The organism is Massilia sp. S19_KUP03_FR1, assembly GCF_036688685.1.
Taxonomy (GTDB): Bacteria; Pseudomonadota; Gammaproteobacteria; order Burkholderiales; family Burkholderiaceae_D; genus JALYUM01.
Map to the genome: position 1 here is coordinate 47,307 of NZ_JAQQPS010000001.1, position 19,105 is coordinate 66,411.

Annotated in this window: 23 protein-coding genes; 8 read left to right on the plus strand and 15 right to left on the minus strand. The window is 61.3% G+C overall.

The genetic code is table 11. The features are described from left to right. Position 1 precedes the first annotated feature (1 nt). A complete protein-coding gene (locus tag V6M87_RS00180; RefSeq protein ID WP_332847699.1) occupies positions 2-1,342 on the plus strand; it encodes an ATP-binding protein in 1,341 nt (446 codons plus the stop codon). Between the two features lie 12 nt (positions 1,343-1,354). Here V6M87_RS00180 and V6M87_RS00185 read toward each other — a convergent pair whose 3' ends face one another. From V6M87_RS00185 to V6M87_RS00210, 6 genes are read right to left on the minus strand one after another with little or no spacing between them, the layout of a single operon-like run. Next, positions 1,355-1,873: a response regulator gene (locus V6M87_RS00185; protein ID WP_332847700.1), complete on the minus strand. Its 519-nt coding sequence runs from the start codon at positions 1,871-1,873 to the stop codon at positions 1,355-1,357. Beyond that, on the minus strand, positions 1,870-3,225 hold the full coding sequence (locus tag V6M87_RS00190) for an HD domain-containing phosphohydrolase (RefSeq protein ID WP_332847701.1): 1,356 nt from the start codon (positions 3,223-3,225) through the stop codon (positions 1,870-1,872). Before V6M87_RS00190 ends, V6M87_RS00185 begins: the two co-directional genes overlap by 4 nt. Beyond that, positions 3,222-4,661, minus strand: a complete 1,440-nt coding sequence (locus V6M87_RS00195) for an ATP-binding protein (protein WP_332847702.1) — start codon at positions 4,659-4,661, stop codon at positions 3,222-3,224. The genes V6M87_RS00190 and V6M87_RS00195 overlap by 4 nt, the downstream gene beginning before the upstream one ends. After that, positions 4,658-5,503, minus strand: coding sequence for an HDOD domain-containing protein (locus V6M87_RS00200; RefSeq protein WP_332847703.1), 846 nt, complete (start codon positions 5,501-5,503; stop codon positions 4,658-4,660). Before V6M87_RS00200 ends, V6M87_RS00195 begins: the two co-directional genes overlap by 4 nt. Next, positions 5,500-5,829, minus strand: a complete 330-nt coding sequence (locus tag V6M87_RS00205; RefSeq protein ID WP_332847704.1) for a hypothetical protein — start codon at positions 5,827-5,829, stop codon at positions 5,500-5,502. The genes V6M87_RS00200 and V6M87_RS00205 overlap by 4 nt, the downstream gene beginning before the upstream one ends. Continuing rightward, positions 5,826-6,863, minus strand: a complete 1,038-nt coding sequence (locus V6M87_RS00210; RefSeq protein WP_332847705.1) for a response regulator — start codon at positions 6,861-6,863, stop codon at positions 5,826-5,828. Before V6M87_RS00210 ends, V6M87_RS00205 begins: the two co-directional genes overlap by 4 nt. A gap of 418 nt (positions 6,864-7,281) precedes the next feature. On the opposite strand from V6M87_RS00210, the gene V6M87_RS00215 reads away from it, so the two are divergent. From V6M87_RS00215 to V6M87_RS00235, 5 genes are all read left to right on the plus strand, one after another. Further along, on the plus strand, positions 7,282-7,923 hold the full coding sequence (locus V6M87_RS00215) for a helix-turn-helix transcriptional regulator (RefSeq protein WP_332847706.1): 642 nt from the start codon (positions 7,282-7,284) through the stop codon (positions 7,921-7,923). Positions 7,924-7,937: 14 nt separating this feature from the next. Continuing rightward, on the plus strand, positions 7,938-8,906 hold the full coding sequence (locus V6M87_RS00220) for a threo-3-hydroxy-L-aspartate ammonia-lyase (RefSeq protein ID WP_332847979.1): 969 nt from the start codon (positions 7,938-7,940) through the stop codon (positions 8,904-8,906). Positions 8,907-8,970: 64 nt separating this feature from the next. After that, the gene (locus V6M87_RS00225; protein WP_332847707.1) at positions 8,971-9,657 is read left to right on the plus strand and encodes an HAD family hydrolase; all 687 of its coding nucleotides are present in this window, start codon (positions 8,971-8,973) and stop codon (positions 9,655-9,657) included. Next, positions 9,654-10,172 (plus strand): YbaK/prolyl-tRNA synthetase associated domain-containing protein, encoded by a 519-nt coding sequence (locus V6M87_RS00230; RefSeq protein WP_332847980.1) that lies wholly within the window; start codon positions 9,654-9,656, stop codon positions 10,170-10,172. Before V6M87_RS00225 ends, V6M87_RS00230 begins: the two co-directional genes overlap by 4 nt. A gap of 31 nt (positions 10,173-10,203) precedes the next feature. Continuing rightward, the gene (locus tag V6M87_RS00235; protein WP_332847708.1) at positions 10,204-10,455 is read left to right on the plus strand and encodes a hypothetical protein; all 252 of its coding nucleotides are present in this window, start codon (positions 10,204-10,206) and stop codon (positions 10,453-10,455) included. Here V6M87_RS00235 and V6M87_RS00240 read toward each other — a convergent pair. Next, complete coding sequence (locus tag V6M87_RS00240) at positions 10,438-11,073, minus strand: SDR family NAD(P)-dependent oxidoreductase (protein WP_332847709.1); 636 nt, start codon at positions 11,071-11,073, stop codon at positions 10,438-10,440. The two genes, V6M87_RS00235 and V6M87_RS00240, sit on opposite strands and share 18 nt — an antisense overlap. Between V6M87_RS00240 and V6M87_RS00245 the strand changes: the two genes are divergently transcribed. Next, the gene (locus V6M87_RS00245) at positions 10,970-11,761 is read left to right on the plus strand and encodes a LysR family transcriptional regulator (protein ID WP_332847710.1); all 792 of its coding nucleotides are present in this window, start codon (positions 10,970-10,972) and stop codon (positions 11,759-11,761) included. The two genes, V6M87_RS00240 and V6M87_RS00245, sit on opposite strands and share 104 nt — an antisense overlap. Positions 11,762-11,786: 25 nt before the next feature. Further along, the gene (locus V6M87_RS00250; RefSeq protein ID WP_332847711.1) at positions 11,787-11,909 is read left to right on the plus strand and encodes a hypothetical protein; all 123 of its coding nucleotides are present in this window, start codon (positions 11,787-11,789) and stop codon (positions 11,907-11,909) included. 28 nt (positions 11,910-11,937) lie between these two features. Here V6M87_RS00250 and V6M87_RS00255 read toward each other — a convergent pair whose 3' ends face one another. The 8 genes from V6M87_RS00255 to V6M87_RS00290 all read right to left on the minus strand — a co-directional run bounded on the left by V6M87_RS00255 (position 11,938) and on the right by V6M87_RS00290 (position 19,051). Continuing rightward, positions 11,938-12,360 (minus strand): RidA family protein, encoded by a 423-nt coding sequence (locus V6M87_RS00255; protein WP_442920537.1) that lies wholly within the window; start codon positions 12,358-12,360, stop codon positions 11,938-11,940. Further along, positions 12,320-13,468: a DSD1 family PLP-dependent enzyme gene (locus tag V6M87_RS00260; protein ID WP_332847712.1), complete on the minus strand. Its 1,149-nt coding sequence runs from the start codon at positions 13,466-13,468 to the stop codon at positions 12,320-12,322. The genes V6M87_RS00255 and V6M87_RS00260 overlap by 41 nt, the downstream gene beginning before the upstream one ends. A gap of 147 nt (positions 13,469-13,615) precedes the next feature. Then, on the minus strand, positions 13,616-14,521 hold the full coding sequence (locus tag V6M87_RS00265; RefSeq protein WP_332847713.1) for a LysR family transcriptional regulator: 906 nt from the start codon (positions 14,519-14,521) through the stop codon (positions 13,616-13,618). 304 nt (positions 14,522-14,825) lie between these two features. After that, positions 14,826-15,167: a DUF2004 domain-containing protein gene (locus tag V6M87_RS00270; RefSeq protein WP_332847714.1), complete on the minus strand. Its 342-nt coding sequence runs from the start codon at positions 15,165-15,167 to the stop codon at positions 14,826-14,828. Between the two features lie 479 nt (positions 15,168-15,646). Further along, positions 15,647-15,826, minus strand: coding sequence for a hypothetical protein (locus V6M87_RS00275; protein ID WP_332847715.1), 180 nt, complete (start codon positions 15,824-15,826; stop codon positions 15,647-15,649). A gap of 28 nt (positions 15,827-15,854) precedes the next feature. After that, the gene (locus V6M87_RS00280) at positions 15,855-16,703 is read right to left on the minus strand and encodes a DMT family transporter (RefSeq protein ID WP_332847716.1); all 849 of its coding nucleotides are present in this window, start codon (positions 16,701-16,703) and stop codon (positions 15,855-15,857) included. Positions 16,704-16,707: 4 nt separating this feature from the next. Beyond that, a complete protein-coding gene (locus V6M87_RS00285) occupies positions 16,708-17,664 on the minus strand; it encodes a hypothetical protein (RefSeq protein ID WP_332847717.1) in 957 nt (318 codons plus the stop codon). A 115-nt stretch (positions 17,665-17,779) separates the two neighbouring features. After that, on the minus strand, positions 17,780-19,051 hold the full coding sequence (locus V6M87_RS00290; protein ID WP_332847718.1) for an acetamidase/formamidase family protein: 1,272 nt from the start codon (positions 19,049-19,051) through the stop codon (positions 17,780-17,782). Positions 19,052-19,105 lie beyond the last annotated feature (54 nt).

The following is a 19,105-nucleotide window of genomic DNA, read 5'->3' on the forward strand; positions in this document are numbered from 1 at the left end:
CATGCAATTCGATGATTTTGAATGTTTTTCTGCCGATTCACCCGCAAGCGGCACTGAGCTGACGCCCTCGGCGACGCCCCTGATCAGGCTGCAATACCTGATCGACAACACGCCGGCCATCATTTACTGCACCGTGCCGAGCGGCGATTTCAAGATGACGTTCGTCAGCAACAATGCTTTCAATTTGCTCGGTTACCGTCCCGAGCAGATGGTGGCTGATCCGAATTTTTGGTTTGACCATATTCACCCTGACGATGCGCCCCATATTTTCGCCAGCCTGGCACAAATTTTTACCGGAGGACAACGGGCCTATGAGTACAGGTTTCGCGTCAGCGACGGCAGTTACCTGTGGATGCACGATTCATTGCGCCTGGTCCGCGACGCCCACGGCGTTCCGCTCGAAGTCATCGGTTCGCTAACCGATATCACCGGCCGCAAGCGGATGGAAGAGACGCTTAAGGCACACGGCATCGAACAACGCCATTTGATCGACCAACTGCGCAACGCCCATGAACAGTTGTTGCAATCCGAGAAAATGGCATCGATCGGCCAGCTTGCCGCCGGGATCGCGCACGAGATCAACAATCCGGTCGGTTTCGTCAACTCGAACATGGGGGCCTTGAAGGGCTATGTCGCAACGTTGCTGGGCGTGATCGACCAGTATGAAGCGGCCGGTAGCGGGCATCCGGCGGTGGCCACTCGGATGGCCGCGGTGCGCGAACAGGCAGACATGGCTTTTCTCAAGGAAGATATGACCGACCTTGTGCGCGAGTCGCTTGAGGGACTCAAGCGTGTCAAGGATATCGTCCAGGCACTCAAGGATTTTTCGCATACGGGGGCAACGAATTGGGACGTGGCCGATCTCCATCATGGCCTCGACAGCACCCTCAACATCGTCAGCAATGAAATCAAATACAAGGCGCGGGTCGAGCGCCAGTACGGGCAATTGCCGCCGGTAACCTGCCTGGCCTCGCAGCTGAACCAGGTTTTCATGAATTTGCTGGTCAATGCCGCCCATGCAGTGAGCACGCAAGGCATCATCACCGTGCGTACCGGGACCGGCAAGGGCATCGGCCCCGAGGCGGGGGCTGACTGGGTGTGGATCGAAGTTGGCGACAACGGCAGCGGCATCGCGCCCGAACACATGAAACGGATCTTCGAACCGTTTTTCACGACCAAACCGGTCGGCAGCGGGACCGGCCTCGGCCTGTCGCTGTCGTATGGCATCGTCAATCGCCACGGCGGCCGCATCGAGGTCGCCTCTGTCATTGGCGAAGGCACCCGCTTTACCGTCCATCTGCCGGTGCGCCCTTTGAACGCGGCTACCTCCCCATCGGCCTAGCCGGGCGTCGCGCTATAGAATAATCCAGCCGTTGGCGTCGCGCCGCACCGTCAGCATCCCGGGCTCCTCCGCGTCCAGCCGGGCCGCCTCGAGTTCTTGCGGGGTGGGCGTGCTCTTCGGCGCCGCCGCGCGCGCGGCCCTGGCAGCGAGCAGGGTCGTGCGCATTTCCAGGCCCAGCCGGACGTTGGCTGCCAGTTCGTCGGCATCCCACGGCTTGCGCATGAAGCGGAACGCATGCGCATCGTTGATGGCGCTGACGACCGTGTCGAATGACGAGGATCCGCTGAGCATGATGCGGACCGTATCGGGCGCCACTTCCCTGAGCGACTGCAGCAGTTCACCGCCGCTCATCTGGGGCATCATGTAGTCACAGATGATGAGGTCGAATTCGAATTCGAAGATGCGCCGCAAGGCCTGGAACGGATCGGTAAAGCTCTCTATCTGCAACGTCGTTTCAGTCATCTGCTGCAGCGCGCGCCGCAAGGCCGACAGGATGTTAACGTCGTCATCGACGATGATGATGTTCATCATGGTTCCTCTTTCAGGCTGCGCACCCAGATGGTCAGCTGGTGCGCGCTTTTGGTTTCGAAACTGCGAATCTGCTCGATCATTCTGGCGTCAAGCACACGATCGACGGCCAGCAGCATCAAGCCATCGCTGCTGACCAGGTCCCGCGTCAGCTTCATTCCCGCGCGCAGCTCGCCGGCCATCACCTGCACGCCGCCGGGATCAGTTTTGCCACTGTCGACGATCTGGCGGAACGCCGCCACCACGGTCGGGTCATAACGTTTGCCACTGGCGCCGGTAATGAGCGACCTGGCTTCGTCAGCACGCAAATGCCGCTGCACCATCGCGCCGTGCTGCAGGTTGTAATAATCGGCCGCGACCGCCAGAATGCGCGCGCCAAGGGGGATTTCCAGTCCTGCAATGCCGTCGGGGAAGCCGTTGCCGTCGAACCGCTCCAGGTGGTGGCGGATGATCGCGGCGCTACCCTGCAATTCCTCGAGTGGCATGAGCAGCGTTTCCGCCTGCTGGGGGTGTTTGCGAAATTGTCCCAAGGATTCACCGTGCAACAGCGTCAATGGCGTCGTGAGGAGCAGGTCGCTGAACCCGACCTTCCCGATATCGTGCAACAGGGCGGCAATGAAAATGTCCTGGGTCTCCTTTGCATCGAGCGCCATGTTGACCGCGATGCGGCGCGCCATGTCGGCCACCAGCCGTGCATGGCCGGGCGGGTTGTGCGCGCGCAGTTCGATCATGCTGGAGAAGATTTTAATGGTGGTGACAAAGTTATGTTTCAGCTTGTTGTTGGCGGCGACGGTCGCTTCGTGCTCCACCTTCAGGAGCTGGGTCCGCGCTTGCACCTTGGCTTCGAGGCTTTGGTTGAGCATTCTCAGCTCGTCGTTTTGACGTAGTGTCAACGCCTCCAGCCGTTTTTTTTCGGCTTCCAGCGCGCTGCGCTCAATGGCATGCCGGACCAGCAGCAGCAGGTCCTGGTCTTCCCATGGTTTCGTGATGTAGCGGTAGATTTCGCCACTGTTGATGGCATCCTGGATCGATTGGATATCCGAATAGCCTGTCAACAGCATGCGCAGGGTGGCAGGCCATTGTGCCCGGACCAGTCCCAGGAAACGGGCGCCGTCCATCTCGGGCATCCGCATGTCGGAAATGACCACATCGACCGCTTCCTTTTTCAGGATTTCCAGGCCCAGGGCACCGCTCTCTGCTGTAAGCACGCGGTATCCGCTCGCACGAAACAGGCGCCGCAGCGCCGCCAGTATGTTCGGCTCGTCATCGACGCACAGCAGTGTGGGCGGCGCCGCCTTGGCGCAGGCGGCTGCCTCGTCGGCTGCGCCACTGCTGGGCGTAGCAAGCTCGTTCATGTGACTATCCTTGGCTGATGGACCGGCAGGTGCACGCGAAAACAGGTGCCCTCGCCGGGTGTGGTGTTCACCTCGATGCGGCCCCCGTGTCTTTGTACAATGCCATACGACAGCGACAGGCCTAATCCGGTACCTTTGCCGACCGGTTTGGTCGTGAAAAACGGGTCGAAGATGCGTGAAAGGATGTCAGCCGGAATGCCGCTGCCGTTGTCGGCAATCTCGATCCACACGCCGTCGTCGCCGTCGCAACCGGTACGGACCGATATCCGCCCGTGCCGCTCGCCCACGGCGTGGGCCGCATTGACCACAAGATTCATGACGACCTGGTTAATTTGCAGGGGCAGGCACTCGATGTCGGGAATGTTGCCATATTCTTTGACGACGGTAGCGCGGTATTTGATTTCATTGCCAACGATATTGAGGGTCGAGTCGATCCCTTGGTGCAGGTTTGCCCAGACCCACTTCTGGTCGGTATCAACGCGGGAAAAATCTTTCAGGTCCTGTACGATATGCCGCACACGCACGATGCCTTCCCGCGATTCGGCCATCAGCGACGGAATATCCTCGCGCAGGAAGTCCAGGTCGATACGTTTGCGCAAGTCGCGCAACGCGGCAGCCACGTCCGTCGCCCCAATCTGCGCCTCTGCGCCTTCATAGGCATCGAACATGGCGAACAGTTGGTCCAGGTAACCCTGCAATGTCGTGAAGTTACTGAAAATGTAGCCGATCGGATTGTTGATCTCGTGCGCAACGCCGGCCGCCAACTGGCCGATTGAGGCCAGCTTGTCAGACTGCACCAGTTGCTGCTGGGCGCGCGAGAGCTGTTCATTCAACGCGGCAAGCTCCAGGTTGCTGCGCTGCAGGTCAGCCTCGGCGAGATGGCGCCGGACGATATCCGCCTGAAGCTTTTCGTTGATATCGGCAAGCTGTGCTGTGCGCCTTTCCACCACCACTTCCAGGTTGTCATTCACCAGGCGCAAGGCCGTTTCTGCCTCCTTGCGCTTGGAGACGTCGCGTATCGTTTCAATCGCACCGACGATATTGCCGAGTGCATCGCGTAGGGGGGCTGCCGTGAAATGCAACCACAATCCGCTTGCGCCGATCAAGGGGAAAAAATCCTCAGCTTCACAGGCGCCCGGGATCAGCGTCGAGGCCCACCATTTTTTTTGGTAGTGCATGTCGAGCTCATTATCCAGTCCGGCCACGATCAAGTCGGCCAGCAAGGGCCGCCGGTGGCCGTAAAATGCCTGCCAGTGGTTGTCGGTCCCGATCATCGCCTCCTTGCTGTGTCCCAGCAGGTGCTCACAGGCACGGTTCCAGTGCGTGACAACATGCGCGGTATCGATGGCAAAGGTTGGCACCGGATGGCCATCGAAGAATTCGGATAGCGCGATCTCGGCACTTGCCGGTGGGGTACCCGTAGTGGAGGAAGTCATGTTATCAACGCCTGGCACGTCGCATCAAAAAGTTGTTCGGAATTGCGGAAGACGCCCTCCCAGGCGCTGTTGTCCAATGCCAATGCGCGCCATACCGACATCGACAACGGCGGCACCTGGTCGCCTTCGACATCGGCCAGGTCGAGCGCATGCGCCAGTGCGTTGGCGACCACCACCGCCGTGGTCAGGTCGGCCGGGGCGACGCAGTCTGCGGGGCCCGCAAGGTGGTGGCCGGCCACGGCCGCCTGGATCTGCTCCGGGAACTTCCAGTGGGCGGTCAGGGCCGCGCCGATTGCGGCGTGGTCGGTCCCGAATACGGCGCGTTCAGCGACCGATACCGTGCAGTCATGCTCGTACTGCCACGCCAGCACGCGCTGATAGTCATCCGCAAAGCGGGTCGCCAGGACAAGTGTGCCAAGGTCGTGTAACAGACCCGCGGTAAATGCCGAGTCGGGATTGACCTGCAGGTGCGGCGCGATCACGCGTGCACACACGGCACTGGCAATCGAATGGCGCCAGAACGCTTTGAAATCGAAGGTGCCGCTGCCATGCGCACTGAAACTGGCAATCACCGAGCATGCCGTCACCAAGGTGCGAATGCTGTGAAAGCCTAGTACGGAAACGGCTTGACCGATGGTGGTGACCTTCGACTGCAGACCATAGAAAGACGAGTTTGCCAGGCGCAAGGTCTTTGCCGTGAGCGCCTGGTCGAGGGTGATCTTGGCGGCCAGCACCTGCATATCGAAATCGTCCTGCTCCATTGTGGCCAGCAGATCGTTGACCACGGCCGGCAAGGATGGAAGCGTCAGCACGCTTTTGATGACATCATCCGCGCAGATCATATCAAGGTCCCATTCCTGTATGCACGCAACAGATCGAGCAAGTGCGTGTTCGCTTCATCCTGTGCGGTGTGGCGAAACAAACCGTCCAGGCGGCCCAGCGCGCGCGCGGCCGCGGCTTCTCCGCCCGGGTCATCGTCGGCCAAAGGCGCCCAGATCACGCAGCTGCGCAGGCCCCGGCGCCGCAGCGAGGTCAGCACACTGTCGGACAGCTGGGCATCCTTGGGCAGCAGGACGGCACCATGGTCGTCCAGTACGGCGGCGGCCAGCGTCATGCCGGCAGTGGCTTCGGTCAGTTCAATTTCCCTCGGAATGGCGTCATGCATCATTGCGCTACTTTACTCAAGGTGATCAGGCTGCCGCGGGATGTGGAACTCGCACCCATTGGATACATCACGACCGCGTAGGACTGGCCGTCGATGTCGGCTGTATGGCACATGCTGGGCGTATAGGCGCCTTGGCCAGCGTCAATGCCGGCATCAGGGGCGCGCACAAACAAATCGGGCAGCACACTGCATGCCGACTCGCCGAGCAACGCGCCGCTGTGGCGGAACAGGTGGTGCGCGGCGCTGTTGATGAAAGCGATCATGCCCGCATCATCCAGCCCGATGACTGGCAGCGGCAACTGCTGCAGAATCTCCCGGGCGACATTCAGGCTGATCTCGTCGCGGCTGATCTGACGTTGATTTTCCAGTAGCAATGCTTCCATACGCCGATTTGTCGCGGCAAGTTCCAGGTTGGCCGTTTGCACCTCCCGATGCAACCTCAGGTTGTCATCGGCAATTTCCTTCACCCGGAACGCCTCGGCGATGTGGCCGCGCAGTTGCTCATCGTCCCATGGCTTGGTCAAAAACTTGTAGATCGCACTTTCGTTGACGGCGTCGGTGACAGATTGGAGTTCGGTGTAGCCCGAGAGCATGATGCGTATCGTGCCCGGATATTGCAACTTTGCTTTGCGCAAAAAGTCGGCGCCAAGCATCCCGGGCATGCGCTGGTCCGACAGGATCACATCGACCGGATGTTGCGCCAGGATAGCAAGTCCAGCGGCGCCGTCGTTGGCGGTAAAGATTTCATACTGATCGCGGCGCAACAGGCGCTTGAGCGCATGCAGGATGTTCGGTTCGTCGTCGACCAGAAGCAGGCGGCGCTGCGGCTTGTGCTCCACTGCGCCGCTGGCGGACGGCAAATCGGCGCGGGCTTGCTGCGTGCAAGATTGCTCTGGCAGGTGCTCTCGGCCGGGGTCATCTGCGACATTCGTGTTGGCACCAAGAGGTGCACAGCACAGCGCGTTGACGGAAACAGCGGACTTGGGAACGACCGGCGGCATGTGATTCTCGAGAAGTGATGTGGCAAGGCCCGACATTTACCGCACCGCCGGCAGCCCGACGGCAGGCTTGGGATGCGGGGTGGACAAATGCCGCAGCGATGTAAGTACGTGACCCATCTTCCAGTCTTTTTCCGTATTGCGCAATATCAAGTGAGCCACGCGCTGTTGCATTGGCGCAACCCATTTCAACGCTGCTAGCCTGCGCCGCTGGATCGGCGGGCGCAGGACCTGCAGGTCGGTGCCATGGGGACAATCCTGGCCTGCGTCCTCCAGCAGCCCAACTGTTAGGCCCGGACCCAACGGCAACACCTTGCCGTCTCCCCTGGCAGAAGCTTGCGCTACGCACCTTCCTTTGGCATAATGTCTAATACTAGATAAATAGTCTTACTCATATGCTACGCTACTCGACCGAGCACGATGTACGGTTCACGTACAACTACCTGCAGGGCCAGCCATGAAGCACGATACCGCTATATCCGGCGACGGCCTCCAAGCTGCGCTGATAGCGCAGGTCAAGCAGATCGCCGATGGCCTGGCCCAAACGTTTGCACCGTTTTGCGAAGTGGTCGTGCACGACCTGCGCAACCCCGAGCATGCCGTGCTCGCCATTCACAACAATCTGTCAGGGCGCTCGGCCAGCGACCCGGCTACTGAACTGGGCCTGGCGCGCATCGAGGACAACGCCTTTCCCCAGATCGTGGCCAACTACGCCAATCAGTTCGCGGATGGCCGCCCGGCCAAGAGCACCTCGATCGGCATCAAGGATGCAGAAGGGCACTACGTCGCGGCCCTTTGCCTGAACGTGGACCTTACGCTGTTCCGCTCGATGCAGAGCACGCTGGAACAGTTCACCTCCACCGATGCCTCGCCAGTACCTGAAACGCTTGACCCCGCCAATGCAGAGATGCTGCGCAAGCGCATCGAGCAATATGCCGCACGCCTGGCATCCTCGCCGCAACTGCTAAAAGCCGACGAGCGTCGCGCACTGATGCGGGAACTGAAGGCCGGTGGTTTCCTGGAGATGCGGCGGGCCATGGAAATCGCCGCTTCATGCCTTGGCATCTCGCGTGCCACGGCCTACAACGACATGAAGTAACCGGAGAAGATGAGATGAATATGCTCCAATTGCCTGCGTACGACGACGTGCTCCAGGCAGCTGCCCGCATTGCCGGCACCGCCAACCGCACTCCCGTGCTGACCTCGCGCACCGTCAACGACGAATTCGGTGCCGAGCTGTTCTTCAAATGCGAAAACATGCAAAGGATGGGAGCATTCAAGTTCCGTGGCGCTTATAACGCGCTGTCGAAGTTCACGCAAGAACAGCGTCGCGCCGGGGTGGTCGCTTTCTCGTCCGGCAATCATGCCCAAGCCATCGCGCTGGCGGCCAAGCTGCTCGGCATGCCGGCCACGATCGTGATGCCGCACGACGCACCGGCAGCGAAGGTGGCGGCAACGAAGGGTTATGGCGGCAATGTCGTCATCTACGATCGCTACAAGGAAGACCGTGAACAGATCGGCCGCGAACTGGCCGACAAGCACGGACTGACGCTGATTCCGCCTTACGACCATCCGGACGTCATCGCCGGCCAAGGCACCGCCGCCAAGGAACTGTTCGACGAGACTGGGCCGCTCGATGCCTTCTTCGTTTGCCTTGGCGGTGGCGGGCTGCTCGCCGGATCCGCCCTCGCGACCCGGGCCCTGTCACCGCAGTGCAAGCTGTACGGCGTTGAACCTGAGGCCGGCAACGATGGGCAGCAATCGTTCCGTTCGGGTGCCATCGTCCACATCGACACCCCCCAGACCATCGCCGATGGCGCCCAAACCCAGCATCTCGGCCAATACACGTTTCCCATCATCCGGCGCGACGTTGACGACATCCTGACCGTGTCGGACGACGAACTCGTGCAATGCATGCGCTTCTTCGCGGAACGCATGAAGATCGTGGTCGAACCGACAGGATGTCTCGGTTTCGCAGCGGCGCGGCGCATGAAGGACAAGTTGCGTGGCAAGCGAGTCGGCATCCTCATCAGCGGCGGCAATATTGACCTGGCCCGCCTGAGTGGCTTCCTGGCAGCTTGATGCGGCCCATTCAAGGACCGCGAGCGCGTGCCGGATGTCCCGTTCGCGCAGGCGCCGGTCTGCCATGATCAAGGCGATCCTGTGGGATAACGATGGGGTGCTGTGCGATACCGAGCGCCTGTTTTTCGAAGCCAACTGTCGTGTCCTGGCGCCCCACGGCGTGGCATTGACGCGAGAACAGTATGTTGCCTGGTACCTTGAGGACAACCGTGGCGCATGGCATGTCCTGCGTGGACGCGGCTACGGTGAAGTGCAGATCGCTGAAGTGCGGACGGCACGCGACAACTGTTACGCACACCTGTTGTCGGACGCCGGGCAGCTGTGTTTTGCGGGCGTGGAGGCGATGCTTTCCCGCCTGGCGCAGCGTGTAGCGATGAGCATCGTCACCGCGTCGTTCGCGGAGCACGTGGCACTGGCCCACCGCGCGGGCGAGGCCCTGAATCATATTGGGCACATCTTCGCCCGGACCGATGGCCTGCGACCAAAACCGCATCCCGACGCTTACCTGCATGCGCTGCACAAGCTCGGCTTACATGCCGACGAGTGCATTGCTGTAGAGGATACGCCGCGCGGGCTGGCCGCGGCAAGCGCCGCTGGGTTGCGCTGCATCGTATTGCGCAGCGACCTTCTGGAAGGCTATCGGTTCCGCGGTGCCTACCGCGTCGTCGATTCACATCTGCAACTCGAATCCGAGCTCGATGCACTGCTGCGACCGACCGAACCACCAATTCTCCATACCGCATGTTTATGACTGAATCATCGAATCGGCCCAGCGTCGGCCCTGCACCAGTGTTTGGCAAACTGGTCGAACTGCTCACCGCCGGAGGGGCCCGCTACCGGGTCATCGAACATCCCGCTGCCGGCAAATCGGAAGAGGTTGCGCGTATCCGTGGTACCGAAGTCGGCCAGGGTGCCAAGGCAATGGCCTGCAAGCTCAAGGTTCCCGATGCGCCAGCCAAGTATGTACTGGCCGTATTGGCTGCCGATCGCCAGCTTGACTTGGGCGCACTCGCCCTCTATTGCCGAGCGAAGCGGGCCAGTTTGATGAGCCCGAGGGAGATCGATGCGTTGACCGGTTGCGTACCAGGGGCCATTCCACCGTTCTCGTTCCATCCGGGCCTGGAACTGGTAGCGGACCCCGAGCTCTTCACGCGCTATCGCGAAATTGCTTTTAACGCGGGGCGGCTGGATGCATCGATCGTCCTCTCCACTGACGATTTCCTGCGAATCGCTCAGCCACAGTTGGCCGATATCCGCCACCGCTGAGCTTCCTGGTCACTTTTACCGCAGACTTCCAATGCCCAGCGAGGCCCAACTGCTTTTGCTCGACCGCGATGCCGTCGCCGCCGTCATGACGACCGAAATGATCGGCCTTGCTATCCACGACGCCTTTGCTTTGCATAGCGAACGGCAAGGCCGTGTTTTTCCGGTTGTACGGGCATCCCGAAAAGCCGTCAGTTGGTCGAACCGGCTGCAAAACACCCTGCGCGGTCGCCGCAAGAGCGGTGTTGCACCGCTCCCGATGCCCTTATTACCAGGGTACTTCTGAACCGGCATGTTCAAACTTGCCGCTTCGACTATTCGGCGGCAACATTGCCAAATCAACGATGGTGTTTACGCCTTCTTCCACAGACAGTTCGGCATATTCGGTGCCGAGCTCAGTGCGAACCCATCCAGGATAGGCACTGTTGACCTGGATACCCAACGGCTGACCCAGCTCCGCGAGGTGGGTGGTCAGCGCATTCAGTGCCGCTTTGCTAGCATCATAAGCAAACGGTTTAACGCCGACCAACGGACCACTCGGATCGGCGTGGTAGGTGTTTGAGCCCATCCGGCTGCTTACATTGACCACGTTGGCATGCCCGGATTTGACCAGCAGCGGCCAGAGCGCCTGGGTCAGGGCGACCGTCCCGAAAAAGTTGGTTTCAAACGTACGCTTCAGGGTGGCGGCGTCAATCGTGATGGTGGTGTTGCTCACCCAGCCACCATCGAGCATGATGGCGGCGTTGTTTACCAGGACGTCCAATGATCCATGACGTGCCTCGATACCTTTCACCGCAGCAGTGATCGAAGCTGGATTGTCCAGATCCAGCGCGATCAACTCGCCGTGGTCTCCTTTTTCCTGTATTTCCGCAAAGACCGGAATCGCGAAGTCGGCCGTCAGCAAGCAGCTTGCAGCGCTGGAAAGACGCTTGCAGGTTCGCTTGTTTGAGCGCAACGGGCGCCGGATGATGCTGACCCAGGAAGGCAAGTCATTGTTCGCCCGCGCAGAATCCATCCTTGCCGATCTTGGCCAATTGGTCGAGGACATGCAGGACCAAAAGACCCAGGTCCGGGGCACTGTCCGACTGGCCGCCTCGCCGGAATTCGGCGCGCTGCTGTCTGAACACTTTATTCCGCAGGTGCTGGCGCGCTACCCGGAACTGAAAATTTCCATGTCGCTGGAATATGCCTTCGACGACCTGCATGATCGCGCGATCGACCTCGCATTCCGGCTCGGTGCGGTGCGCGATGAGCGGCTGGTGGTACGCCACCTGGGCGATCTCGCGCGCGTGCTCGTTTGCAGTGCCGCTTACCTGCAAATGCATACTATCGGCGAGGTAGGCGAACTGGCGGCGGCTGACGCCGTGCTGTTTTTGCACGATGGCCCGGAACCTGGCTGGACCTTGCAATCAACCGACCCTGCCCAGGAAAACTGCGAGGTCAAGCTGCGTGGCCGATTCGCAGTACAGGGCCTCAGCGCCGCCGCGCGGGCCGCCATCGGCAGCCTGGGCGTTGCACAGATCTATTGCCCGGAAAATAGCAGGGCCCTGCTGGGCAAGCGATCGCTGCGCGGCCCAGACAGCTCGAGATAATCAAACCCAGATTGTGACCGCGGAAATGAGCGTCAACATCATGCACATGCAGGTCGGGATCGACTGCGCGCCGTTCATTCCGCTGAAGGCGACGAACAGTTCAGGGCCGGAAAGGATTGCTGGCGTCGATCCGGGTCAAGGCGCTTGAATAAACTGTCTTGACGGATGGCTCTACTTCACTGTTTACCAGCATGGTTCACAGCCGTTGCTTCGATTTCGATTTTCAATCCGAAATGCAAGGGCCCGGTTGGAATGATTGCGCGCGCCGGTCGCGTCTCTCCGGCCCAGGCACCGTAGATTTCATTGAACCGGGGCCAGTTTTCGATATCGTCGAGGTAGACGCGAATCTGCACCAGTTGCGCAATACCGACGCCCGCGGCCGCCAGCGCGTGCTGGACATTGGACAGCACCTGCCTGGCCTGCTCGTCGAAATCGGCTTGGACCAGTTTCTCTCCGGTAGCGGTAATTGGCAACTGGCCCGAAACGAACACAAAACCGTTTGCGACGACGACATGGCTGTAGTGGCCGCCCGGAGGCGCGAGGGCGCTTGCCTTGCATTCACCATCCATGAAAGCGTCTCCAGACAGAAAGGTCCCCATGCTCTGACAGCGCATGGTATGCCGGGAATTGCGCGCCCGTTGCACAGGCATGATTCGGCAGGATCCTGAGCTTCGTTCCGATCGGGAACAGCGTCAGCATGTCGTGCGTCGGCGCTGGCGCCGCTGCCGGCAGATCTGCCCGCGAGACGATCCCATGTTCCTGGTTTGCGCCGCTCACGATATAGCCGGGAAGCGGAACGCCGTCCACGGTACACACCTGCCCGTAGCCAAAATCATGCGCCTGTTTCGACGTGCCACGGTCGCGGCTCATTGCCATCCAGCCTGCGTCGACGATCACCCATCCTCTGTCGGCCTGATGTCCGATGACGGTGGTAACGACGCTCAAGGCAATCTCGTCGAACGTGCACACCCCTACGTTATGCATGACCAGGTCGAATAGCACATAGACGCCGGCCCGCACTTCGGTCACGCCATCGAGCTTGCGTGCCGCCAGGGCTGTGGGCGTCGAACCGACGCTGACACCCGGGCAAGCTATCCCGACAGCGCGCAGCCGCTGTGCCGCGCGCACACATCCGGCCCGCTCCTGCTCGGCCAGCGCCACCAGCGCGTCCGGCGTATCGAGTTCGTAGCTGGAGCCGGCGTGTGTCATGACACCGCCTACCTCGATGCCGGCTTGCCGAAGGATATTGGCGACTTCAAGCAGCGTGTCTTCGTCCGGTTTGATGCCGGACCGGTGGCCGTCTGTGTCCACCTCGATCCAGATCTCGAACGCCACCTGCTCGGCTCTAGAAAATTCTGCGACGGCGGTGGCGGCGTACGGATTGTCCACCACCAGCTTGAGCTTGCAGCCCGCCCGTTTCAGCTTCGCTGCCCGCGGCAATTTGGTGGGGTCGATGCCGACCGCGTAGAGAATATCCACGACGCCTGCAGCGAAAAATTCTTCCGCTTCTTTTAACGTCGATACTGTAATGCCGACTGCGCCGGCCGCGATCTGGGCACGCACGACGTCAATGCATTTGGTGGTTTTGACGTGGGGGCGAAAGTGTACGCCAAGTGCGCGCATGCGTGCCTGCATGCTGGCGATATTGCGCGTCATCTTCGCCACATCGATAACCGCGGCAGGCGTGTCGAGTTGGTCAAGTGTCATGGTGGCATGTTCCAAGGCAGGGGCCCTTTCAATATCGAAGTCATCAAGTGAATCGATTATAGGGGGTACAGCGCCCCGCAGTGGTTAAGCCAAATTCACTCTTAGATTCAATAAAACTGAATCATCGGAATGGCGGACGCGGGCGGATTACGTGCGCCATGGTGGTGTCGGCTTGAACCTGCCTTGCAAAAATTCCATGAAATGGCGGGTCCGTGCCGGCAGGCCGGTACGGTTGTGGGTCAGCGCGATGACGTCGGCGTCCGGCGTTTTCCACGTTGGCAGGAGCCTGATCAGTCGACCCGAGCGCAGGTCGTCGGCAACATCCCATTCGGAACGCAGAATCACGCCCTGTCCCTCGCACGCCCATTGCCGAATCACGTCGCCATCGTTGCAACTCAGGCTGGAGGCAACGCGCATGCTGCGGCGCGTTTTTCCTTTGCTGAAAGTCCAGAGCGAGACGTCTTCGTTATTTTCCGCCAGCACAATACAGGGTAGATGTGCGAGGTCGGCTGGGCTCGCCGGCATGCCGAAGCGCTTGATGAGCGATGGCGCCGCGCAGACGAAGCGGGCATTGGGGGCAATCGAAAACCCGACCAGGTTGGATGTTTGCAACTCACCGATATGCACGACGATGTCGAAGCGATCCACTGTTTCGATCATCGGCGTGTCCGATAGTGTCAATGCGACCGTGATATGGGGATGCTGCTGCTGGAAAGCAGTCACGGCCGGCGCCACATACCGGCGCCCGAAGCCGAGCGGCGCATTGATTTTCAAGGTGCCGACCAGGCCGCTGCTGCGTTCGTGCAGATCCTCGAACAGCGTGTCGAATTGTTGCAGCAGTCCGCGGCCACGCTGGCACAACAACAGCCCCTCTTCGGTAAAGCGCAGCTTGCGCGCGGTGCGGTCAAGCAGGCGGATCGCCAGATTTTTTTCCAGATGCTGCAAGCGTTGCGTCACAGCGGACGGTGACACGCCCAGCTTGCGCGATGCCGCAGCAAGACTGCCGCTGTCCTGGATCGTGAGGAGAAACCGTATATCGCTCGATTCTGTCATATCGATTGCTGGTTGGGAAGAAATGCCAATACTAAGCTGCGGTACGCGGGTCGGCGTCGCGACAGGCCGTTGGCAGCATCTTCATGCCCGAACTGGTCACACCGGCCAACATGGTAAACGCCACGGTGCCGCCGGCTTCAAGCCTTACTGTGCGTACCTCATTGCCACATCAGTCATGACGAGAGCCGTCTGTCGACGTGAGCGTGATCTCGTTTGCAGTTAGCGTGTCTTGTAGCGCGTGGCCTCGCACGAAACCGCAACTAGTTCGAAAAAATCGTCAGACACAACGGCGGCCAACGTTCGGCTAACTCTCCATCGACACGTCCGATACGTCGCCCTTGGCATCGAAACGCACGCTGACAACATAGGCGGTCACGTCACCCGGCAGCGTGAAATCGAAAACATCCATGCCGTCCTCGGTATCGCTGCTCCAGTGCGACTTCAATTGCAGCATGGCCAGCACGCGGGCGCCGTCCGGCTGGTCGACACCGGCATGTGCGCGCCAATATGCGCCATCGAGTTCTTCCAGATGGTGTTCGATGAAACAATCGATACTATCTTCGCCGGCTGGCGTCCCGAACGCGCGTTCGATGGCGGTGCGTGCAGCGCTCTCGCGCCGCTTGATTTCGTCAGTGTTTGCTGCCACGGTGAACCCCTTCCTTGTACGATGTGAATGATTTTTCAGCCCGGAGGCTGACACAAGCTGTCACTGATTATAGTTGCTAAATTGCATTACGTCCTTTGCCGAAAAAGCAGTACGACAGCAGTAGAAAATCCCCCGTTCGCTGGCGAGTATGTTTTATACTATTTAGTTCAAAGCCGGACCGTACCTGTGATCGAGCAATGCTGATCTCAACCAGCACAACGGGATCTTTTTCGCAACGAAGAAACAGGTCAAAAACCGCGGCATTCCACCGGGTCGATTCCTTGAAGAAGAACTGGTCGCATGGGGCAAGCCGGCGCCCGACGCGATCTTTGCGACCAATCCCGCCAACGGTGTCTACGCCAGCATGGCCGGCGTGCTCGGCCCCTGGACCGGTCCGGCCCCGCGCCGCGCGGCCATGCAGGCGGCGATGTGGGTGCTGGCCGGCTTCGAATCGTCGTGGCACCGGAAGGCCGGCGTCGTCAGCGCCAGCGGCAGGTCGAAATTTTCAGGACGCGATGCAACAGGACCACATGCTGGCCATGGACCACATCGCCCGCCTGCTGCGCGTGACAGTCAACGCCAACGATCCCGTCAAACGCCACGAAACCGATGAATGCTTGAGCCGCTCCGCAGTGGCGCAATTTCAGGCGCTGCGCCAAGCAGGCGGGAGTTGCCTGCCTGCAGCCGTCAAGCTTCCTGCAGCGCCAGGCAGATGGCGCCAACCGCAATCACCAGGCATGCCAGCCAGGTCTTGCTGCTGACCGATTCGCGCAGGCCCACGCGCGCGATCAGCACGGCAAAGACGACGCTGGTTTCGCGCAGCGCCGAGACGGCGCCCATTGGCGCGGCCTGCATCGCCCAGATCACGATGCCATACGCGAGCACCGAGATCAGGCCGCCGACGCATGCCGTCCTGGCCGACGACCACGACGCTTGCGTCAGCATGTGCATGGCGCCGCGGCCGCGCGTGACCAGAAACACCGGCACCATCAGCCAGTAAGCGGCAAACATCCACGGCGTGTACGCCAGCGGGCGGCCGTCCGACCAGCGCACGCCCAGTCCATCGACCACGGTGTAGAGCGCAATCACGGCGCCCGTCGTCAACGCCGCGAGCGCGCTCTTGCGCGAGACCTTGCCGCGCTGGACCGCGAGCACGATGATGCCGCTGGACACCATGACGACGCCGGCCACGCGTAGCGGCGTAATCGTTTCCTGTACGGTAAGCAGGGCGCCGAGCGTGACCAGCAGTGGCGACGTGCCGCGCGCAATCGGATACGCACGCGAAAAATCGCCGATCCGGTACGACCACACCAGGCAGCAGTTGTAGACGATATGGATCAGGCCCGACGCGATGATGCAGGGCCACGCCGCCGCAGTGGGAGCGGGCGCGCCCAGCACGATGCACAGCGTGGCGATGGCGGCGATTGCCATGCTCATCCAGGTCATGGCCAGGAAACGGTCGCGCGTGCCATGCAGCAGCGCATTCCAGCTTGCGTGCAACAGTGCCGCAAACAGCACCAGCAGATTGACCGTCACGGCATCACGGCGTCGCTGCCACGCTCACGCTGGCACGGCGCAATGCCTGCACGGTCTCGACCACCAGCCGGTGCGCCGCGCCGCAATCAAGCGCGGCCAGCGCATGGATGTCGCGCGTCTTGCCGAGTTCACGCGCGACCAGGTAACCCAGGTAGTAACCGCGCCGCGGCGGCAGATCTGAATCATCCTTGCTAGTTGAAAAGAGCGGACCGTAGAGGGCTTCGTCGCCGTCGTCCAGCACGCGCGCCAGCTGCGCCCACGCCGCCGGCAACTGGGTCTTGGTCAGCGCCAGCGACCCGGCGGGAAAGTCGAGCAGCATCTCCTGCTCGGTGGCACGCGGATTGAGCACCTGCGACACATGCACCGCCAGGCCTTCCCGCCACAAGGGCTGCCACATCCCCGCTTGCGGACATTCGACGGACGCCAGCCGGTGGTAGGTATGGAACAGCTCATGATGAAACAGTGCACCTTGATCGTGGCCGGTATGCAGGCGCGTCATCATGTCGGCGCCAAACACCACGACGGGGACGCCCGCGAACTCGCGCGTGCCGCCATCCATTTCTCCCAGCGAATGCAGGAAATAAGTGGGGATCGGCACAAAATCCGGGAAGGCCGCCTGAAAGCTGGCGCTGTAACGCGGCAGGTCGGCGTCGAATTGCGTCACTGTCGCCAGATACGCGGCGCGTTGCGGGCCGAACTCTTCCAGCGCCTGCGCAATGCGCGCATCCTGCCCGGCCTGCGTGCGCTTGCCCTGGTAACGCGCAATGCCATAAAACGCTGGAAAACCGAGCGCCACCGTTTGCTTGAAGCGGCTTACACGCTCAGCGGACGGCAGGCCTTGCGTGGCGTCCCAGACGTCGACGAAGTCCCGTGCCAGGCTGGTGACCTGGAACGGCGGCGCGGCCGCCATGCTGGACAAGGACAGGCTGGCGGCGCATAGAAACAAGACAAGTGGTTTCATTGTTCTTTTACTAAAAGAAACAAGACTATGCCAAGTACTGAAATTTGGCAATTTTTTATCCGTATTTCTGGCCCCCAATGGGGGCCTATTTGTCGCTGGTGCGAGGCACTACGCGCTAGCGCGCGAGCAGGCGCTTGTCCAGCTTTGCGGCCACGCCGACGCTGCGCCCTGCCAGGTTCGCTACCGAATAGCGCACTGCGCTGCCCAGCACGATCGCAGCTTCCGACAGCGTCAGGCCATAGTCTTGCTGCAGCCACTGCACCATGCCCGCCGTGGCGCTGCGCAGGGCATCGTCGAGCGAGCCGGCCTGGCCCAGCGTCATGATCTGGGTGGGTGACGCCACGCGCGGCATGCCGATGGCTTTTCCCTTCACCAGTTCGACCGAAAACGTGACATCCATCGACGTTTCGAGCGCATATTGCGAGGTTTCGCCGTCACCCTGGAGGGCATGGGCGTCGCCCAGGTACAGCAGGGCGCCGGGCTGCTGCACCGGCAGGTACACCGTGTTGCCTTCAATGACTTCGTTGAAATCCATATTGCCGCCCGTGCGGCCGGTGTCGCCGGTCGACATGGGCGGGCCGTCCTGGGGCGCCAGCGCCAGGCCGCCGAGCATCGGGCGCACCGGGATGCGCAGCTGGCGCAGATTCGGGCCGGCCTGTTCGGGCCAGGCCAGGCCCTGCGCCAGATCGAGTTTCCAGCGCACCGGTTTGCCCAGCGCCGTCGCGTTGGCCGCAACGCCGGTCGATTGCGCGCGCCCGACCAGGGCGTCGAGGCTGTCGGCGTAGTTGCGGTTCAGGCGCAGGCGGCGCAACTGGATGACCAGCGTGTCGCCCGCTTGCGCGCCCATCACGTAAAACGGTCCGGTCTGAGGATTGCCGTACAGGGCGCGCGTGACGCCCTTGTCATCGACGCCGCCGGAATCGACGGTGCTGGTGTGGACGCTGTCGCCGGGCCAGATCGTCAGCACGGGCGCGCGGGTAGCGCTAAATTCGTTTGCATAATCGGTGGGAACGAATTCGTGCAGTTGCGCCTGGCCTGACATGCGCTCGGGCAGGCGGCGCGCACTGAACGCATGGCGCGCGCGGGCGGCGCTGTTGTTGGTGTCCGGGAAGTCCGCACTGCCTTGCATCGCCGCGCCATCGACGCGCCCCTGGTAGGCGTACTGATTGCCTTGCTGGTCGACGACGGCGAAGGCGATGTCGGTGCCGCTGCGCGTGCCGGTCAGGCGGTCGCCGTCGAGCGTGCCGGAGAGCTGGCCGGCATGCTCGTCGAGGGACATCGTCATCGACGATGGATTGCCCCAGCGATTGACGGTGAGCAGCCAGTGTTCCGCCGCGTGGGCGGAGAACGACATGGCGAACAAGCCGAACAGGAAGTAGTTGCGCATTGGTGGCCCATCAAAAAAAAGCCCGGAGAACCGGGCTTTGGCTGCATTGCTGAA

Bases quoted from the DNA above. Each gene is read 5' to 3' on its own strand.
- V6M87_RS00225 (WP_332847707.1), top strand. From the start codon at position 8,971: ATGATCAAGGCGATCCTGTGGGATAACGATGGGGTGCTGTGCGATACC.
- V6M87_RS00205 (WP_332847704.1), bottom strand. From the start codon at position 5,829: ATGATGCATGACGCCATTCCGAGGGAAATTGAACTGACCGAAGCCACT.
- V6M87_RS00210 (WP_332847705.1), bottom strand. From the start codon at position 6,863: ATGTCGGGCCTTGCCACATCACTTCTCGAGAATCACATGCCGCCGGTC.
- V6M87_RS00190 (WP_332847701.1), bottom strand. From the start codon at position 3,225: ATGAACGAGCTTGCTACGCCCAGCAGTGGCGCAGCCGACGAGGCAGCC.
- V6M87_RS00235 (WP_332847708.1), top strand. From the start codon at position 10,204: ATGCCCAGCGAGGCCCAACTGCTTTTGCTCGACCGCGATGCCGTCGCC.
- V6M87_RS00220 (WP_332847979.1), top strand. From the start codon at position 7,938: ATGAATATGCTCCAATTGCCTGCGTACGACGACGTGCTCCAGGCAGCT.
- V6M87_RS00230 (WP_332847980.1), top strand. From the start codon at position 9,654: ATGACTGAATCATCGAATCGGCCCAGCGTCGGCCCTGCACCAGTGTTT.
- V6M87_RS00250 (WP_332847711.1), top strand. From the start codon at position 11,787: ATGAGCGTCAACATCATGCACATGCAGGTCGGGATCGACTGCGCGCCG.
- V6M87_RS00290 (WP_332847718.1), bottom strand. From the start codon at position 19,051: ATGCGCAACTACTTCCTGTTCGGCTTGTTCGCCATGTCGTTCTCCGCC.
- V6M87_RS00285 (WP_332847717.1), bottom strand. From the start codon at position 17,664: ATGAAACCACTTGTCTTGTTTCTATGCGCCGCCAGCCTGTCCTTGTCC.
- V6M87_RS00195 (WP_332847702.1), bottom strand. From the start codon at position 4,661: ATGACTTCCTCCACTACGGGTACCCCACCGGCAAGTGCCGAGATCGCG.
- V6M87_RS00215 (WP_332847706.1), top strand. From the start codon at position 7,282: ATGAAGCACGATACCGCTATATCCGGCGACGGCCTCCAAGCTGCGCTG.
- V6M87_RS00260 (WP_332847712.1), bottom strand. From the start codon at position 13,468: ATGACACTTGACCAACTCGACACGCCTGCCGCGGTTATCGATGTGGCG.
- V6M87_RS00255 (WP_442920537.1), bottom strand. From the start codon at position 12,360: ATGGGGACCTTTCTGTCTGGAGACGCTTTCATGGATGGTGAATGCAAG.
- V6M87_RS00265 (WP_332847713.1), bottom strand. From the start codon at position 14,521: ATGACAGAATCGAGCGATATACGGTTTCTCCTCACGATCCAGGACAGC.
- V6M87_RS00180 (WP_332847699.1), top strand. From the start codon at position 2: ATGCAATTCGATGATTTTGAATGTTTTTCTGCCGATTCACCCGCAAGC.
- V6M87_RS00185 (WP_332847700.1), bottom strand. From the start codon at position 1,873: ATGATGAACATCATCATCGTCGATGACGACGTTAACATCCTGTCGGCC.
- V6M87_RS00200 (WP_332847703.1), bottom strand. From the start codon at position 5,503: ATGATCTGCGCGGATGATGTCATCAAAAGCGTGCTGACGCTTCCATCC.